The following is a 17,077-nucleotide window of genomic DNA, read 5'->3' on the forward strand; positions in this document are numbered from 1 at the left end:
AAACTCATGGGTTTTCGATACATTTTTTTCTTCACATTGACTTAAAAAACACTTATCCCACGGAATGATTATCATCAGTATTTATATGAAAATATTTGTATTTAAATGATACTTTTGAAATATGAAATTATTTACCGCTAAGGAGATTAAAAATTCGTGGAACCTGTATGATGAGAATAATAGTCTTGTTGGTGAAAGAATGTTTGTTGGTTTTTTAGGAAACGGCACACAGTTGAAATTAAATGATAAAATCTATAAAATCAGAGATATAGGGTTTTTCAGAAAGGAGATCCATTACGAAGATGAGAATGGAAAATTGCTGGTAAGGATTGATTACGTTCATCAAAGAATATTTTATTATGGTCAACCTTTTACAGAAATCTACTATTTAAAATCTAAATTCTGGTCGAAAAATTTTTCACTGTATCAATTTGAAAATGACAAATTAGTCATGAGTTTTAAACATAAAAGATCGTTTTTAAAATCTGTATTTGAAATTGAGACTGATGAAAACTTTGATAACAGTTTACTTACATTGGCATTTCTCGACTTTAATTTGAGAAATTTTGAAGATTGATTTCTGTAAATTTACGTTCTTAAATCTAAAGTAATTATCAAAAATAAATTAATGAAAAAACTAGGCATCATCGGCTGCGGCTGGCTCGGAAGTCATATCGCAGAACGGTTATCAAACCAATATCAAATTTACGCTACAACGACGACGGAATCTAAAGTCGAAAAATTTAAATTGAAAGGTTTTCAGGCAACATTGGTCAGTTTCCCAACAGAATTGGATTCTGACATGAAAGAATGGGAAGCTACAAAAGAATTAGATGCCATCATTATCAGCGTTCCGTTTTCGGGAATCAGAGGTGCGCAAATTCCTATGAATGACAAGAGAGAAAATCTGTTGAATTTTCTTGGGGATTTTAAAGGTCAGCTTTTTCTGATGAGCTCCACTGGCGTTTATGCTCAGGAAGATAAAGAATTTACAGAAGACGATCAGCCTGCAAAAGATGTGGAAAGTGAAAGTTTTATTTTAGAAAAATTTCCTAAAACAAATATCCTGAGATTGGCCGGATTGATGGGCGGTGAAAGGCTTTTAAAGAATTATAATATCTCAGGTCTGGATCAGCTCGTGAATCATATTCATTTTTCGGATATTGCTTCGGTGATCGAAAAAATGCTGGAAAATCATTCTGAATCGAAAGTTTACAATGTTGTTGCCCCAATTCATCCTAATAAAGAAGAGGTGATTAATGCGCAGAAAGATTTGCCTTACGATGGCGAGAGAACAACGGTTGGAAGAACTATTTCTCCTGAAAAATTAATTAAAGAACTGGATTTTGAGTTTCAATATCCTGATCCAAGGTATTTTCATTTGTAAATTTAATGAAGAAAGTTTTTCACGCAAGAGGGCGCAAGGTTTTTGTTAAATTTTCTGAAAATATTTTCGGTCGCAAAGGCGTTTCACTCAGCGATGATTGCTCAAAGCCGTAGCTTAACGAAGTGCCTTTGCGAACGGATAATTATGTAGTTTTTTTTAAGAATCCTGGCGAACTTGGCGTTAAAAATTGCAGTTCAAATATTCTGATTGAATATTTTATTATATTTGTCTCATAAAATGATACCAAAAATATAAAATTATGATAGCTGATATAGAAAAATATATAGAGATTCAAAATAATATTGATGAGATTCTGAAAAATTCTCCTTTTAAAATGTCTTATATTATCGAGAAATCCGGAATTAAGAAGCCTACATTTTTCAAGAAATTAAAGGAAAAGAGATTTACGCCTGAAGAACTTTTGGTGATTTCAAAAACCATCGAACCGAAAGAGTGGAGAAACGAAACCAAGGAAGAAATTCTGGAGTCATTTGTAAGAGCTGAGGAGGATTTTAAAAACGGAAGAATCTATAGCTATGATCAGGTAAAAGAGCGTTCCAGAAAAAGATTAGAAGATTACAGAAATGGAAATTCAATTTAGTAAGGAGGCTTTTGATGATCTTGACAGAATTGAAGACTATCTTTTGAATAGATGGAATGATAAGGTGTTGGAAAATTTTAATTTTGAACTTGACCATTGTTTAGAAATCATAATTGATGGAATAGCTGTATTTCAGAAATATGAAGATACAAAATATCAGAAAATACTTATTACAAAGCACAATACACTCATCTATTATATTGAAAATGATGTTGTAAAAGTGATCCGCATCCTCCAAAACTTCCAAAATCCAGAAGATAATTACGATTCTCTGAAAGATATGTAAAAAAACAAACTCTTGTATTCAAAACTTAAATATTTAGCCTTTGCATCTTTTTTACTGCTGTTGTTTTCTTACAGTCTGCAGGATATTGGGTTAATTTATCCTTCCTATTTTCCGAAACCAGTTTATGATTTTAAAAAGAAGCCTCTGAAAAAGGCCACGATTGATTTGGGAAGAAAACTCTTTTATGATCCCATTTTATCGAGGAATAATACGATTTCCTGTTCGTCCTGTCATAATTCCAATCAGGCTTTTTCGCATGCGGGAAATCATTTGAGTAAAGGGATTGATGAAGGAATTGGGGACAGAAATTCTCCTGCGATCTTCAATCTTGCGTGGCAGAAAAATTTTATGTGGGATGGCGTGATTCCAAATATTGATGCACAGGCTTTGGCTCCAATCAATCATCCCGCGGAAATGGGGGAAGATATTAATACTGCTGTTCGAAAACTCAATAAATCCAAAGAATACAGGACGCTTTTCTATAAAAGTTTTGGCGACAGTTTAGCAACTTCTGAACGTCTGATGAAAGCACTTTCACAATTTCAGCTGACGATTGTTTCAGCCAATTCGAAGTATGATAAAGTGAAACAGAAAAAGGCGGAATTTACTGATTCTGAAAAGAAGGGTTATCTTCTGTATCAGCAAAACTGCAGTTCATGTCACAGCGAACCTCTTTTCTCAACCTACAGTTTTGCGAATAACGGACTTCCTGTCAATCCCAAATTAGACGATCACGGAAAATGGAACAAATCTTTTGAGCCTGCAGATCAGTGGATGTTTAAAATTCCCAGTTTGAGAAATCTTGGCTACACTTATCCCTACATGCACGACGGCAGATTTAAAACTTTAAATGAAGTTTTGGATCATTACGAAAAAGGAATTGTAAAAAGCGCGACTTTAGCGAAACAGCTGGAAAAACCGCTAGTTTTTAATGTAAAAGAAAGAGAAGATTTGCTGTCTTTTTTGGCAACTTTAAATGATTCGGTAATGGTTTCAAATCGTAATTATCAGAAAAAATAATATTAAGATTTAAACTAAAAAACCTGCAATGATGCAGGTTTTCTTTTTATTTATTAACCAAAATATTCTCAACCGATTCCAGAATTTCTCTTTCAATATCTTCCTCTGAAAGATTATCGAGTGTGTAATTTTTTTCTTTCAGAGCTGCATTTCCTGTTCCGTTTTGGAAAATCATGTCCTGATGAATGACAATTCTTTTTAAATTCTTGTCAGCCACAAACATAATATGCGGAAACTTATCATTAGCATAAAAATTAGAATCTACATTTCGCGAAATCTGAAGTTTAATGTTGGTTTGAGAGTTGATGCCCAAACCATTTTTAATCTCTTCATTAAAAGAAATCTTGCACCCAAAACCGTTTTCCCGAAGCATTCTTCTGAATTCCTGCATTTTGGGATCTATAAAATTCTTACACAAGGTTCTGAAACCTTCGATAAACAAATCATCTTCGCTTTTTTTCTTTTCCATGCTCTCTTTAAGCTTCTGCTCTTCAGATTTCAAATTGGAAAATAAGGAATTCAGTTTATTAATATTTTCTTCTTTCATTTTATGGAGTGAGGTTGGGGTTTAAAGTGGTAAAATTAATTTTTTATTTAATATCTTCCTTCTCGTCTCAGTTCTGAAACTACGATGGTGCTTGAAATACTGTCGTGCAAGCATTGATTTTTTTTGTTGAAGAAGAACATAAAATATCCGATAAAAAAGGTCATCACGTTGAGAATATTGGCAAAAAAACGCCCGGTTGCCTGTCCGAAATTCACTTTCATACCGTCTGTGCTCAGCAGTTTAATGTTTGCGGCTTTCTGACCAAGCGTTTGCTGATCGTTACTGCTGTGCATCAATGAGAAATAAAGCCATCCCGGCAATACCGGAATAATCATCGCAGGTAAAATAATCACCAAAATATCTAAGAATCTTGCGCCCAATCTTTCGCCGAAATTAGCATAACGATACTGAACAATTTCGGTCTCGTAATACACTTTGATGGTATTATCTTTCAGATATTCTATATTCCCTATTCGGTAATCCACATTATTGGTTGTCTGAGGAAGTCTGGGTGGTACAACCTGAAGCTCTTTGCTTAAGTTAATCGTTGGTGCAGCAGTTTCAAAAAGGCTTTTCAGTTCGTAGAGTTTTTCGGCTTCTGTCCAGTTATTGAGACCGCCGTGCCAAATGAGGGTATATCTTTTTACATCCTGCAACCTAAGCTCTTCTAAAGTATAAGGTCCTTTCTTATCCATACCGTCGTGAATAAAATATTTTTGTTCCATAATTTCTTCTTTTTCATATTTATGAGGGCGTAAATATATAAAATACCGACAATTTTTCAATTATTTTTTCACAATATGAAGAATATACAAAGTCAATGTATTATTCTGTAAGTTTCATTCTCAGTAGCGGATACGCTCTACCCTGATCATCTTTTTCAGTTCTTTCTATTATTTTAAATCCGAATTTTTGATAAAATTTAAAAGCATTTTCGTTATGTTCGTTTACGTCAAGCTGATTTGCATTTAAATCATTTACAGCAAACTCCAGCAAAAACTTTCCCATACCCTGACCAATATATTGAGGGTCTAAAAACAGCATTTCAATCTTTCTGTCAGCCACTCCTACAAAGCCTAAAACGAGGTCGTCATCAGCAAGACAAAACACCTGAAATGTATTAAAATCAATATTGCTGACCAATATTTTTATTTCTTCAAAATCTGTCGGATCTAAAAAATGATGTGTTGCAAGAACCGATTTCTCCCAAACCGTAAGAATCTGAGGCCGATAGAAGTTTCTGTAGGGATTGATTTTCAAATTGTTTTCGTTCATTTTTATGATATCATTTAGTATTGTTCATAAAACTACTTTGTATTTAAAGTAATTTGGATATCAATTTAACCAAAAACTACTTCGAGCAATCAATTTAAAATGTTTCAAATTCAAAAATCATTTTAATGAATATATTTCCTATTTTCGGGAAGTTATAATTATCTATTTGATGAACAGAATCTTTTTTACAATCATTCTAATATTAAACTTTTCAACGTTTCATTCTCAGAAAAAAATCAGGGATAAACACGTTTCTTTTTCTGAAGGAAAGTACTACTATAAAAACAAGATTATGGATGGCGAATTTCTGATAAAATGGGAAAAGCCAAAAGAAATTTTTTCAGAGAAATCATACTACAGCAAGGGTATTAAAAGTGGATTAAGTTCTATTTACAGATTTGGAAAACTGGAAGAAAACGGAAAGTATAACAATAATTTAAAAGAAGGATTATGGTTCAGATATTTTCATCACGATACGGAAGTTGTGCAAATTAGCTATTATGAAAATGGCAAAAAAGAACGATTAGAATTAAAAAATAATATCTCCGGATCAATTGACAGCCTATACTACAAATATGGCGAATTGGATGGTCGAAGTAAAATTGGCGGTCAATATGAAACTTATAAATCCGGAAAACTGGTTTTCAGAGAAGTGAAAGACAAATATAATAATCCTGAGCTACAATGTAAGTACACAGATACGGCTTCACTTTGCGTGAGAAAACAGCCCTCGGATGAGCAGGTTGAAGGATATGTGATTATTGATTCGATCTCCAAAAAAGACAATTTTACAGAAATGAAGACTTTTGTGAATGGAAATTACCATCGGAAAGTAACTTTTTTTAAGGAAAAACTCAAGGATGTTTATCACTACCAAATTAAGATTTATAATGTCGACAGCCTCACAAAGGTTTATGATTTAACAGAATATGACACTGAAAATGAATCTTTTTATTTCACCCAATATAATTACAGAACTTATTATTCAAAAGAAAATAAAGAATTTATTGACACAGATATCAGCGAATGTAACTTGTATCAATTGAAATTTTGTGAAGATAATTATTCGGCGCAGTTCAAAGTCACCTACATTAAAAAAAATCCCGCAGGAAATACTATCATTGAAACTAAAGAAATTGAACGTGCTAACTTCCCTTACCGTTGTCGCTGTGATAAAGAAAATTTTATTTTAGACTGAAAAAGAAATCCCAAAACTTATACTTTGGGATTTCTTCTTATTACATCTGAGTTGTTTTTCTATTTTTTTGCTGTAAAAACAGTTTTAATTTTTTCTAATTCTTCCTTTTTTAATTTTGTTGTTTTGGCAAGTTTTTTAATAAAACTTTCCACTTCTTCAGGCGCAGACGGGCATCCTATATTTTCCTTCTTTTCGTCGATTGAATTTTCCTCCATTTTACCGTCTGAATTTATAATTACCCAAAACGGAATCCCCTGATCTTCATCACCGCCATACTTTTTCAAAACCTGATCGCCTCCAGCATTCTCAAGATTTTTCTTGTTTGGAGATTCCATCACAGTTAGATGTGTTGTAACAAAGTTTTTTGTAAAATAAGGTTCAACTTCAGGTTTCTGAAGATTCTGATCCATCTTTTTGCACCATCCACACCATGAAGCATGAAAAATGAGAAGCACTTTTTTCTGTTCTTTTTTAGCCTGCGCCAAAGCTTTAGACATCACGAGATCCGCACTTTCCTGAGCACTGACGAATGAAAGACTGAAGAGACAAATGATGAGTGAGAGAATTAATTTTTTCATTGAATTAAGAATTAGTTTTTGTAAATATAGGGAAAGTAGTTTTTCGTTATCTTAATTAACATCATTTTTTTAAATGAAAAACTATATCCATAATTGTTAAATTTCAGATTTTCAAGAAAAAAAAAACAGAATCACTATTGAATTTTCACACCTATAGTCAGTAGTTCATCAGTATATTAACTCACTTTAATGAGTTTTAAAAATATGTTTTCACGCATATTTGAATATTAAAAAAAAGAATTATATTCACGCACTTTTTTAAACAAAAAACAATGGAAAGAAAAATTACATTATTAATGTTTGCAATTCCTTTTTTGGGATACAGCCAGTCGGCTATTGGAAGCATTAATTCCGGTGCATTGTCTGGGAATGACCTAGCCCATTCCGTCGGAGAAATTTATGTGATTCCCGACAACCCTGATCAGGCAGCCTCTGGGACGATAGGTCTTTTGCAGTCAACAACCGTTCAGCTTTTGGGAATCAGTGAGGTTGTGAAAGACAACACTAAGGTTTATCCTAATCCAACTGCAGATTTTATCTACATCAAACTTGAATCTAAAACGAAAGTTGATGAATTTGAAATCTATGATATCGCTGGAAGATTAGTATCAAAAGGGAAACTTGATTCTGGAAAACTTGATCTCCGTCATTTGAAAGAGGGAAATTATATGATTAAATTCAGAAATCCTGATATCAAAGCAATTAAAATTATTAAAAAACATTAAAATATTTTTGAGAAAAAATGAAAAAACTCTACATTACTTTAGGATTATTTATCGCATCATTAGTAAGTGCACAGGTACCACAGGCGTTCAGCTACCAAACCATCGCTTTTAACTCAGCGGGAGCTCCAATTGCCAACGGAAATGTGGCTTTAAAAATCAGCATCCTCGAAAATTCAGCGACGGGAAATGTACTTTATACAGAAACTCAAACCAAAACTACCAATGCCAAAGGATTGGTTAATCTGAATATCGGACAGGGAACGGCGACTGTTGGTAATTTTGGAGGAATCAACTGGGGAACAAACACAAAATTTGTAAAAGTTGAAATGGATCCACTTGGAGGCTCAAATTACACAAATGTTGGCGTTAATCAATTGATGAGTGTGCCTTATGCTTTGGTTGCAGAAAATGTAAATATCAATTCAGCTAACTCAACTTTAAATGATGATATCGTTGAAAATATGAGTACAAATTATGCTTTTGGAGATAATATTGAACATAAGATACATGCTTTCAGTTCTAAAACTGGAAATTGGTCTACAAAGACATATAATATAAATATTTCAAATGTTCCTACTATCAATGCCTCTGTTGGAAATTTTGTTTTTGGTGATTATATAGAAGATAAGGTACATGCTTTTAGTGCAAAATCAGGAAGTTGGATAACTCAATCATACAATATAAATCTTACGAATGTTCCAACAATAACATCTTCTAATGGAAGTTTTGTATTTGGGGATTATATAGAACACAAAATTCATGCATTTAATCCAAAATTTAGCACTTGGAATACGCAAACATATAATATAAATATTTCAAATGTTCCTACAATACTAGCATCGAACGGAAATTTTGCTTTTGGAGATAGCATAAATCACAAAATATATGTTTTTAGCTCCAAAACAGGATTATGGGTAGAAAAAGCATATAATATTAATATTGCAAATGTGCCTACAATATCTGCGGCAAATGGAAATTTCATTTTTGGAGATAATATAGAACATAAAATTCATACTTTTAATTCAAAAACTGGAGCTTGGACTACACAAAATTATAATATCAATATTTCAAATATTCCAACCATAATATCATCTGAAACTAATTAATTTATTCTAAAGAGGCATTCGCCTCTTTTTTTATGCAAAGACTCCAAATAAAACAATCATATTTACTAAATTTGTGAATCTTAAAAATGAAACAATAAACTAACATAATAATGTCAGAAAAATCAACAATCTATTACACACTTACAGATGAGGCTCCAATGCTGGCTACACACTCGTTTTTACCGATTGTAAAAGCGTTTACAAAACCAGCAAACATCGAAATTGCCGTTCCGGATATTTCTTTGGCAGGGAGAATTTTAGCCAACTTCCCTGAGTTTTTGAAAGACGACCAAAAAACCGTTGATGCTTTGGCTCAATTGGGAGAATTAGCAACTCAGCCGGATGCTAACATTATCAAATTGCCAAATATTTCTGCTTCTGCACCTCAGTTGGATGCTGCAATCGCTGAATTACAGGCTAAAGGTTTCGCAGTTCCAAACTATCCTGCAGAACCGAAAAATGATGAGGAAAAAGCAATCAAAGCGAAATATGCGAAAGTTTTAGGAAGTGCTGTAAACCCTGTTTTAAGAGAAGGAAATTCTGACAGACGTGCTCCAAAAGCCGTTAAAAACTACGCGAAAGCAAACCCTCACAGAATGGGTAACTGGGCTTCTGACAGCAAAACTGACGTTGCTCACATGAACAGCGGAGATTTCTACGGCACAGAAACTTCGACTACTCTTGAGAATGCTACAAAATATAAAATCGTTTTCAAAGGAAATGACGGTGCAGAAACTTTATTAAAAGATTTCGCAGGTCTTCAGGCTGGTGAAGTGATTGATTCTTCTGTAATGAATTTAAATTCTTTGAAATCTTTCGTACAGGAAGCGATTGAAGAAGCAAAAAACAGAAATGTATTGCTTTCTGCTCACCTGAAAGCGACGATGATGAAAATCTCTGATCCAATCGTTTTCGGAGCTATCGTTGAGACTTTCTTCAAAGATGTTTTCGCTAAATACGCTGAGACTTTCGATTCTTTAGATGTAAATCCAAACAACGGTTTGGCTGATCTTTTCGATAAAATCAAAGGAAATGCTCAGGAAGCTGAGATCAAAGCTGATATCGAAACTGCTTTGGCAAACGGACCAAGAGTGGCAATGGTAAATTCTGATAAAGGAATTACGAATTTCCACGTTCCTTCAGACATTATCGTTGATGCTTCTATGGCTGCTTTGGTAAGAGGTGGCGGAAAAATGTGGAACAAAGAAGGAAACGAAGAAGATACAGTTTGTATTATTCCGGACCGTTCTTATGCAGGTTTCTATCAGTCTGTAATTGATGATATGAAAGCGCACGGAAAATTAGATCCTACTACAATGGGTTCAGTTCCAAACGTTGGTTTGATGGCTCAAAAAGCTGAAGAATACGGATCTCACGACAAAACTTTCCAGGCTACAGCTGAAGGAACAGTTGAAGTTCAGGACGAAGCTGGAACTGTTTTACTTTCTCAAAAAGTTGAAGCTGGAGATATTTTCAGAATGTGTCAGACGAAAGACGCTCCAATTCAGGACTGGGTAAAACTGGCTGTAAACAGAGCAAGACTTTCTGATACTCCAGCAATTTTCTGGTTGGATAAAGGAAGAGCGCACGACAGAGAAATGATCAAAAAAGTTGAAAAATATTTAGCTGATCACGATACAAACGGACTTGACATCAAAATTCTTGATGTAAAAGACGCAATGACTGAAACCCTACAGAGAGCAAGAGAAGGAAAAGACACGATTTCTGTTTCAGGAAACGTTTTGAGAGATTATCTTACTGACCTTTTCCCAATTCTTGAACTTGGAACTTCTGCAAAAATGCTTTCTATCGTTCCATTGATGAACGGTGGTGGTTTATTTGAAACAGGTGCCGGAGGTTCTGCTCCAAAACACGTTGAGCAGTTCATCGAAGAAGGATATTTGAGATGGGATTCTCTAGGTGAATTCTTAGCTCTACAGGCTTCTTTAGAGCATTTGGCACAAACTCAGGGCAATAATAAAGCTCAGGTTTTGGCAGATGCACTGGATGAAGCGAATGCTAAATTCTTAGCGACTGACAAATCTCCTGCAAGAAAAGTAGGACAAATCGACAACAGAGGTTCTCATTTCTATCTGGCAATGTACTGGGCCGAAGCTTTGGCAAACCAAACTGCTGATGCTGAACTGGCTCAACAGTTCGCTCCGGTAGCAGAAGCGATGCAGGAAAGTGAAGATGTAATCAATTCTGAATTGATCGGTGCTCAGGGTAAGCCTCAAAACATTGACGGTTACTTTAAAACTGACACTTACAAAACGTATGAGGCCATGAGACCAAGTACTGTTTTAAATGAAATTATTGACGGGATTTAATTTAATACGAATTATTCGAATTTTTTCGAATTTCCCCGAAGTATTATAAAATAGAGGAACACGCAGATTTATTTTGCGTGTTCTTTTTATTTTTAGAGAAAATTATTTTAATTCTTTGCAGTTATCTTTCCTTCTCGTATCAATTAGATACTGAATTTTCCATTCATTATTCACCTTAATCAGTTGAAAACTGTTGGCGCCGCAGTGCGAAAATTTCCCTTTAAAATAAAATGAGTACGGCGTAAAAACACTCGCTAGATTTCCGTCGGTATGAATGCCTTCAACCGAAATTCTTTCATCCAGATCATCTTTTTTCATTTTGGAAATTGACCCAATGAAATCGTTGATGTTTTCAGTTTTCACACCATCTTTTGTAATGGTTTGAAGAATGGCTGCATCCGAAAAAACCGTTTTCAATAATTCAGAATCTGCATTTTTCATGGCTGAAAATAAATTCCTTATCGGTTTTTCTATCTCCGGATTTGAGGTCTGCGCGAATGAGAGGCTTCCAAGAAATAATGTGAGTGCAAATATTTTTTTCATTTTAACGATTTAAACTTGGTTTAAAATTATATAATTTTTTGACATTAAATAACGTAAATAAATAATTGAACAATAACTGCAATAACATAATTTCCGAAAAACTACCTCAAACTTAATATCACTTTCTAATTTATTCTGATTGACAGAAAAAACAAAATGACTGCACTTTCGTACAGCCATCTTTTAGTTTCAATTTTTATAGAATTATTATCTATTTCCTTTTGCCTTTTTAACTTTATAAACCTTTGCTTTTTTATTCATGTGTTTATATCGCTTATCATTGTTTTTGCTACTGTTATATACAGCTACAGGATTTTTTCCTTTGTAATACTTGGTTTTAAACTTTGTATATTTATCCCTTCCCATGATTCTTTCCAGCTCAGAATATCTGTCTGTAGACCACCTGTCGGGTTGGTTTGAATATACTCTGTTCCATCCGTCGTAATCATTGTACCTGTTGTTCAGAGCGTTAATTTCATTAGCCTGTGTGGCCGAAAGTAGCAGATCTGAAACCACAGTCTGCCAGTTGACATCTGTAACACTTCTTCGGTAATCATTATAATAATCTGACTGCGCATATCCCAAACTAAAAGTTCCAAGGAGTAATGCTGTGATGAATATTTTTTTCATTTTGTATAAACTTGTAGTTGCATAGTTTCAACATCAATGCCAAAAAATTGAATCAGATTATAATATCTTGTTAAATGTCAAGAGTATAAATTATTAATCAAATATATTTAATTAAAATCACCATTATATTTTTTTTCTGGAAACAAACAGATTCAAACTACAAAATATGAAAGCAGACTAAAGCCCGCTCCAATTAATTTTCCAAAATATTTAAATCCTTTATTAAAGAAACGGTACTATCCTTTACCATTTCATAACATCCTTCACCACCCCATTTTTTTGAGTGTGCTGCAACAATTCAGATTCAATAAAAGAATTGATCTTTTCTTCTGAACCATCGTTCGGGAAAAGCAAGTGAACATTTGCTCCCGCATCCAAAGTGAAGAATAAAGGCAGATTGGTTTCTCTTCTGAAATCCCAGATTTTGTTGATGACTTCCAAAGTTCCGGTTTTCATTAAAATAAATGCAGGATCGCTCATCATCATCATCGCGTGAAGGGTTAAAGCTTCGTGCTCAACCAATTTGATAAACTCATCCATGTTTCCGGATTTCAGAATTTCTTTCATCGGAACAAAGTTTTCTCTCGCTTCCTGAAATCTTCTTTCTGCGTAAGGATTGGTATTCATCAAACCATGACCGACCGTTGAAGAAACGCTTTTTACACCTTCATGAATCAATAAAACCCAATCATTGAAATCTTTAAAGACAGGATGAATTTCCTCATCTGAATATTTGACAGCAAACAAGTCTGAACTTCCTTCCACCTCATCAGATTCGCCCCAAACTACTAAGCCGTTGTACAGACTTCTGCACGCACTTCCGCTTCCCAATCTTGCCAAAAATGAAGCTTTTGATAGGTTTGATGATGGATGATGGATGTCGGAGGAAAAATGCTCATCTAAACTAATCAGACATTTTGCAATCGCCCCAAAACCCGAAGCTGAACTGGCAATTCCTGAGCTGTGAGGAAATGTATTCTCTGTTTTGATGATGTATTTTCCTTTTAAGATCCAAGGCAGATACTGCTCGATATTTTTGAAATATTTTTCAATTTTTTCAGCAAATTTCACTTCTTCATTTCCTGCTAAAAAAGTCTGAACAGAAAATGGTTCGTTTGCGATAAACTCCATCTCAGTATTGGTTTTACAGTGATTTAAAGTAAAACTAATGCTTGGATTTGCAGGAATCTGATCTTTATATTTCCCCCAATATTTGATTAAAGCAATATTTGACGGACAGCTTTCTGAAACTGTTTTATTCTGTATTGTAAATTCGTTTCTTCCTAAAAAATCGTTTGTTGTCATACCTATTTTTCGTGCTTTTTTATATAATTATTTAGTGTGGCCTGAATATAAATTACTCCTAAAAAAAATGTCCCGACCGAATTCATCTCTATTCCTTTTAGTTTTTCGACAATCAGCTTTTGAAGCGAAAAAATGCCCACCAAAAAGCTGACAGCATAGCCAATTTGTCCCAGCCAATACATCGTCATCAAAAAATCATCTGGGTTGGAGAATGAGTCGAAAAAATGAATCACACTTACATGTGAACATGAAAGAAAAAAGATCATTAAAATAATCCATACAGTTAGATTACCATTGAATTTAATATTCTTTTTGATAAACCAATACGGAATGTAAAGTCCAAAACTCAGAACTGAATATATGATCATCAAAAAAATATTTTCTCTTTTTATATCGTTTTTGAGGATTTCAAATTTTAGAAGATAAGTGATAATTCCATAAAAAATAAGTTTGTAGCCAAACCCTCCCAGCAGACTCATCACCGGATACCATTTTTTTATTCCTGAAGCAGAATCAAAACTGTCATATTGCAATACTAAATATTTGGTTACATAATATTGAAAAACGTGACTTACAACAGTAAAAATCAACCCCAAAAGTAAGAAATGATTTATTTTTTCTTTTGAAATTCTATTGGAAAAATACAGGTAAAAAGCAATAGCAATAAGACTTAAAATAGGAATATAACTCAGTAAATCAGGAAGGACCTTTTGCATGATCAATGATAATTTTAAATTTGATTATAAATTAGATAATTAAAAACTAATACATTTTTTCAATAATATCCGAGTATTTTTTCATCACAACATTTCTTTTTACCTTCAGAGTAGGTGTGATTTCTCCGCTGCTGATTTCAAATTCTGATGGCAGTAAAGTAAACTTCTTCACTTTTTCATAATCCGAAACCTGATGCTGCAGTTCGCTTATTTTTTCCTTGTAAAAGTCGATGACCTCTTTCTTTTTCACTACTTCTTCCCAACTTGAAAACGGAATATTTTTCTTTTTTAAATAATCCTTCAGAAACTCAAAATTCGGAACAATCAAAGCTGAAACAAACTGTCGACCTTCTGCGATTAAGGTAATCTGACTGATGAAATTATTGTTTGTTAAAAGATTTTCAATCATTTGCGGAGCGATGTATTTTCCGTTGGATGTTTTCATCAAATCCTTGATTCGGTCGGTAATGAAAAGATTTCCGTTTTCATCAAACTTTCCTGCATCGCCTGTCTTGAACCAGCCATCCTGCGTAAAAACTTTTTCGGTTTCTTCAGGTCGGTTGTAGTAGCCTTTCATGATGCCGTTTCCTTTAGCCTGAATTTCATCCAGTTCACCAATTCGAAGTTCCACACCCGGCAAAGGTTTTCCGCAACTTCCGTGCTCAAAATTCGTCAGTGGAAAAGCGGTTAAAGTCGCCGTTGTTTCCGTCAATCCGTAACCAACAGTCACGTGAATGTCAACCGATTCAAAAAACTGAGTGACTTCCGGCGAAAGAGATGCTCCACCACAAGGAATAAACCACAGTCTTCCGCCCAGTTTCTCTTTTATTTTACTGAAAACCAACAGATCTGCAACGGTTTCTTTAGCTTTTAAACCAAAAGGAATCGATTTTTCTGTTCTTTTATATTCTGAGGTTTCTTTTCCAACTTTCAAGGCCCAATTGAAGATTTTCTTTTTTAAAGATGAACCTTCGTCTGCTTTTTCCAAAACTCCAGCATACACTTTCTGTAAAAACCTTGGTACGACGCACATCATCGTAGGTTTTACCTCTGTCAGAGCCTTTGCAATATCTTTCGGATCTTCCAGAAAATACACTCTTGCGCCACCGTACAGACACAGTAAACTCCAGCTTCTTTCAAAAACGTGAGTCAGCGGTAAGAAGGCCAGTGAAACTTCATCTTCGAAATTTTTAAACTTAAAAAACTCAAAATGAGCATCGCATATTTTAATAAAATTGGCATGAGGAAGCATTACCCCTTTCGGATTTCCCGTGGTTCCGGAGGTGTAAATTATGGTTGCGGTATCGTCTTCATTTTTTTCCGAAAACTCAAATTCGGAAGAAGACTTGGCAATAAAATCTTCCAGATAAAAACTGCTGAATTCTTTTTTAATCCAAACCGCTTTCTTGGAAATAATGATGGATTTTAAATCTGCACTTTCTTTTTTTAAAATTTCAAGACAAGAATCATACTGAGCCTGACTGGCAACTAAAACCGATTTGGCTCCTGAATCCTTAAGAATAAATTCCGCCTGCTCGGTATTGTTGGTTGAATAAATCGGAACGGTAATCGCCCCTAACGACAAAACTGCCAAATCGAAAATCATCCATTCTGCAGAATTATCGGCGTAAATTGCCACTTTATCATTCTCAGAAATTCCTGATTCTTTTAAAGCATTGGATGTTTTAAAAATAATTTCGCTGAATTTATTCCAACTCAGTTCTTTCCACTTGCCATCTTTTTTCTTAAAGCCAATTGCTGATTTTAAAGGATGCTTTTCTACATTTTTTTTGATAATTGCCTCTGCAAGATTCATTTATTTTTTCAGCTTTTTGTCGTTGATGTAATTGTTGAGATGAAAGTCGATGCTTTCTGAAACAGGAGTGAACTGATAATTTAATTCCTTTTTAATTTTCTGATTTGAAATAACATTTAGAGAAGAAACAGATTCAATATTCGATTTTGTAGCCATTTTAAGTTGTGGAATGATCCAGCCTAAAAACAGATTGGCAATTCTTCCAATTTGCATGGTTGATTTCGAAAGAATTTTGGCTTCTTTTAAACCTAATTTTGTTCTGATCTGTCTTCCCAAATCAGCATATTTTTTCGTTTCGGAAACGATGATAAACCGCTCGCCGAAAGCATTTTTCTCCATCAATTCGATAGAAATTCTGGCAACGTCTCTCACATCAATATAACTTGTTCCGCCAGAAAATGTAAAACTGTTATTTTCAAAAGTTGGGAAAATATCGCCGCTGCTTTTTCCCCAGTTTCCGCTTCCGATGATCATTCCAGGATTGATGATGATGGTATTTAAACCTTCGGCAGAAGCTCTCCAGACTTCCATTTCGGAAAGGTGTTTTGAGATGGCATAAGCAGAATGTTCGATTTTCGGATTAAAATCTGATTCTTCATCCAGCTCACCTTTTTCGTTAAAACTATCCAGAACTGCAATCGAACTGACGTGGAGAAATTTCTTCACAACTGAATTTTCGCAGGCGTACAAAAGTTGCTTTGTTCCTTCAATATTAGTATGATAAAGTTCTTTTTCGTCCTGAGGTTTGAAGCTGACTTTCGCAGCACAATGATACACCTCCTCAACATTTTCCAGGGCGGATTGAATTGAGTGAATATCGTTAAAATCTACGTCTACCCATTCAATCTGATCGAAAACAGAATCAGGATTCTCTGTGTAAAACTGAAAAGAATGCTTTACTTCACCGATATTGCTCTGAGGTCTTTTGGCTGCACGCACTTTTTTTCCCTTATTTAAAAGTTCCAAAACGATGACTCTGCCTAAAATTCCTGTTGCTCCTGTTACAAAAACCAT

Annotated in this window: 19 protein-coding genes; 9 read left to right on the forward strand and 10 right to left on the reverse strand. The window is 34.3% G+C overall.

Annotated elements, in window-relative coordinates; genetic code table 11:
• Window positions 1-121 precede the first annotated feature (121 nt).
• The 5 genes from AC2A1G_RS10895 to AC2A1G_RS10915 all read left to right on the forward strand — a co-directional run bounded on the left by AC2A1G_RS10895 (window position 122) and on the right by AC2A1G_RS10915 (window position 3,294).
• On the forward strand, window positions 122-577 hold the full coding sequence (locus AC2A1G_RS10895; RefSeq protein ID WP_484046943.1) for a hypothetical protein: 456 nt from the start codon (window positions 122-124) through the stop codon (window positions 575-577).
• Between the two features lie 51 nt (window positions 578-628).
• Window positions 629-1,387 (forward strand): NAD(P)-binding domain-containing protein, encoded by a 759-nt coding sequence (locus tag AC2A1G_RS10900; protein WP_484046944.1) that lies wholly within the window; start codon window positions 629-631, stop codon window positions 1,385-1,387.
• Window positions 1,388-1,646: 259 nt separating this feature from the next.
• A complete protein-coding gene (locus AC2A1G_RS10905; RefSeq protein WP_484046945.1) occupies window positions 1,647-1,988 on the forward strand; it encodes a hypothetical protein in 342 nt (113 codons plus the stop codon).
• Window positions 1,972-2,274, forward strand: coding sequence for a type II toxin-antitoxin system RelE/ParE family toxin (locus AC2A1G_RS10910; RefSeq protein ID WP_484046946.1), 303 nt, complete (start codon window positions 1,972-1,974; stop codon window positions 2,272-2,274). Before AC2A1G_RS10905 ends, AC2A1G_RS10910 begins: the two co-directional genes overlap by 17 nt.
• A gap of 12 nt (window positions 2,275-2,286) precedes the next feature.
• Window positions 2,287-3,294, forward strand: a complete 1,008-nt coding sequence (locus AC2A1G_RS10915) for a cytochrome-c peroxidase (protein WP_484046947.1) — start codon at window positions 2,287-2,289, stop codon at window positions 3,292-3,294.
• Window positions 3,295-3,340: 46 nt separating this feature from the next.
• Here AC2A1G_RS10915 and AC2A1G_RS10920 read toward each other — a convergent pair whose 3' ends face one another.
• From AC2A1G_RS10920 to AC2A1G_RS10930, 3 genes are all read right to left on the reverse strand, one after another.
• On the reverse strand, window positions 3,341-3,841 hold the full coding sequence (locus tag AC2A1G_RS10920; RefSeq protein ID WP_484046948.1) for a hypothetical protein: 501 nt from the start codon (window positions 3,839-3,841) through the stop codon (window positions 3,341-3,343).
• A 47-nt stretch (window positions 3,842-3,888) separates the two neighbouring features.
• Complete coding sequence (locus tag AC2A1G_RS10925) at window positions 3,889-4,566, reverse strand: RDD family protein (RefSeq protein WP_484046949.1); 678 nt, start codon at window positions 4,564-4,566, stop codon at window positions 3,889-3,891.
• 100 nt (window positions 4,567-4,666) lie between these two features.
• Complete coding sequence (locus AC2A1G_RS10930; RefSeq protein ID WP_484046950.1) at window positions 4,667-5,116, reverse strand: GNAT family N-acetyltransferase; 450 nt, start codon at window positions 5,114-5,116, stop codon at window positions 4,667-4,669.
• Window positions 5,117-5,285: 169 nt separating this feature from the next.
• Here AC2A1G_RS10930 and AC2A1G_RS10935 point away from each other — a divergent pair, with 169 nt between their 5' ends.
• A complete protein-coding gene (locus AC2A1G_RS10935) occupies window positions 5,286-6,314 on the forward strand; it encodes a hypothetical protein (RefSeq protein WP_484046951.1) in 1,029 nt (342 codons plus the stop codon).
• Between the two features lie 59 nt (window positions 6,315-6,373).
• Here the strand turns inward: AC2A1G_RS10935 and AC2A1G_RS10940 are convergent, their stop codons facing one another.
• Window positions 6,374-6,892, reverse strand: coding sequence for a thioredoxin family protein (locus AC2A1G_RS10940; protein ID WP_484046952.1), 519 nt, complete (start codon window positions 6,890-6,892; stop codon window positions 6,374-6,376).
• Window positions 6,893-7,164: 272 nt separating this feature from the next.
• Here AC2A1G_RS10940 and AC2A1G_RS10945 point away from each other — a divergent pair, with 272 nt between their 5' ends.
• From AC2A1G_RS10945 to AC2A1G_RS10955, 3 genes are all read left to right on the forward strand, one after another.
• A complete protein-coding gene (locus AC2A1G_RS10945; RefSeq protein ID WP_484046953.1) occupies window positions 7,165-7,617 on the forward strand; it encodes a T9SS type A sorting domain-containing protein in 453 nt (150 codons plus the stop codon).
• Window positions 7,618-7,634: 17 nt separating this feature from the next.
• On the forward strand, window positions 7,635-8,723 hold the full coding sequence (locus AC2A1G_RS10950) for an NHL repeat-containing protein (RefSeq protein ID WP_484046954.1): 1,089 nt from the start codon (window positions 7,635-7,637) through the stop codon (window positions 8,721-8,723).
• Window positions 8,724-8,833: 110 nt separating this feature from the next.
• Window positions 8,834-11,053: an NADP-dependent isocitrate dehydrogenase gene (locus AC2A1G_RS10955; protein WP_484046955.1), complete on the forward strand. Its 2,220-nt coding sequence runs from the start codon at window positions 8,834-8,836 to the stop codon at window positions 11,051-11,053.
• A gap of 102 nt (window positions 11,054-11,155) precedes the next feature.
• Here the strand turns inward: AC2A1G_RS10955 and AC2A1G_RS10960 are convergent, their stop codons facing one another.
• From AC2A1G_RS10960 to AC2A1G_RS10985, 6 genes are all read right to left on the reverse strand, one after another.
• Window positions 11,156-11,596, reverse strand: a complete 441-nt coding sequence (locus AC2A1G_RS10960; protein WP_484046956.1) for a nuclear transport factor 2 family protein — start codon at window positions 11,594-11,596, stop codon at window positions 11,156-11,158.
• A 207-nt stretch (window positions 11,597-11,803) separates the two neighbouring features.
• Window positions 11,804-12,226 carry a hypothetical protein gene (locus tag AC2A1G_RS10965; RefSeq protein WP_484046957.1) on the reverse strand — a complete coding sequence of 141 codons (423 nt, stop codon included), beginning with the start codon at window positions 12,224-12,226 and terminating at the stop codon, window positions 11,804-11,806.
• 243 nt (window positions 12,227-12,469) lie between these two features.
• Window positions 12,470-13,531: a diphosphomevalonate decarboxylase gene (locus AC2A1G_RS10970; protein WP_484046958.1), complete on the reverse strand. Its 1,062-nt coding sequence runs from the start codon at window positions 13,529-13,531 to the stop codon at window positions 12,470-12,472.
• 2 nt (window positions 13,532-13,533) lie between these two features.
• Window positions 13,534-14,247, reverse strand: coding sequence for a hypothetical protein (locus AC2A1G_RS10975; RefSeq protein ID WP_484046959.1), 714 nt, complete (start codon window positions 14,245-14,247; stop codon window positions 13,534-13,536).
• Window positions 14,248-14,293: 46 nt separating this feature from the next.
• Window positions 14,294-16,063: an AMP-dependent synthetase/ligase gene (locus AC2A1G_RS10980; protein WP_484046960.1), complete on the reverse strand. Its 1,770-nt coding sequence runs from the start codon at window positions 16,061-16,063 to the stop codon at window positions 14,294-14,296.
• The gene (locus tag AC2A1G_RS10985) at window positions 16,064-17,077 is read right to left on the reverse strand and encodes an NAD-dependent epimerase/dehydratase family protein (RefSeq protein WP_484046961.1); all 1,014 of its coding nucleotides are present in this window, start codon (window positions 17,075-17,077) and stop codon (window positions 16,064-16,066) included. It lies immediately after the preceding gene.

Source organism: Chryseobacterium sp. HNCC26DJ240 (assembly GCF_057180485.1).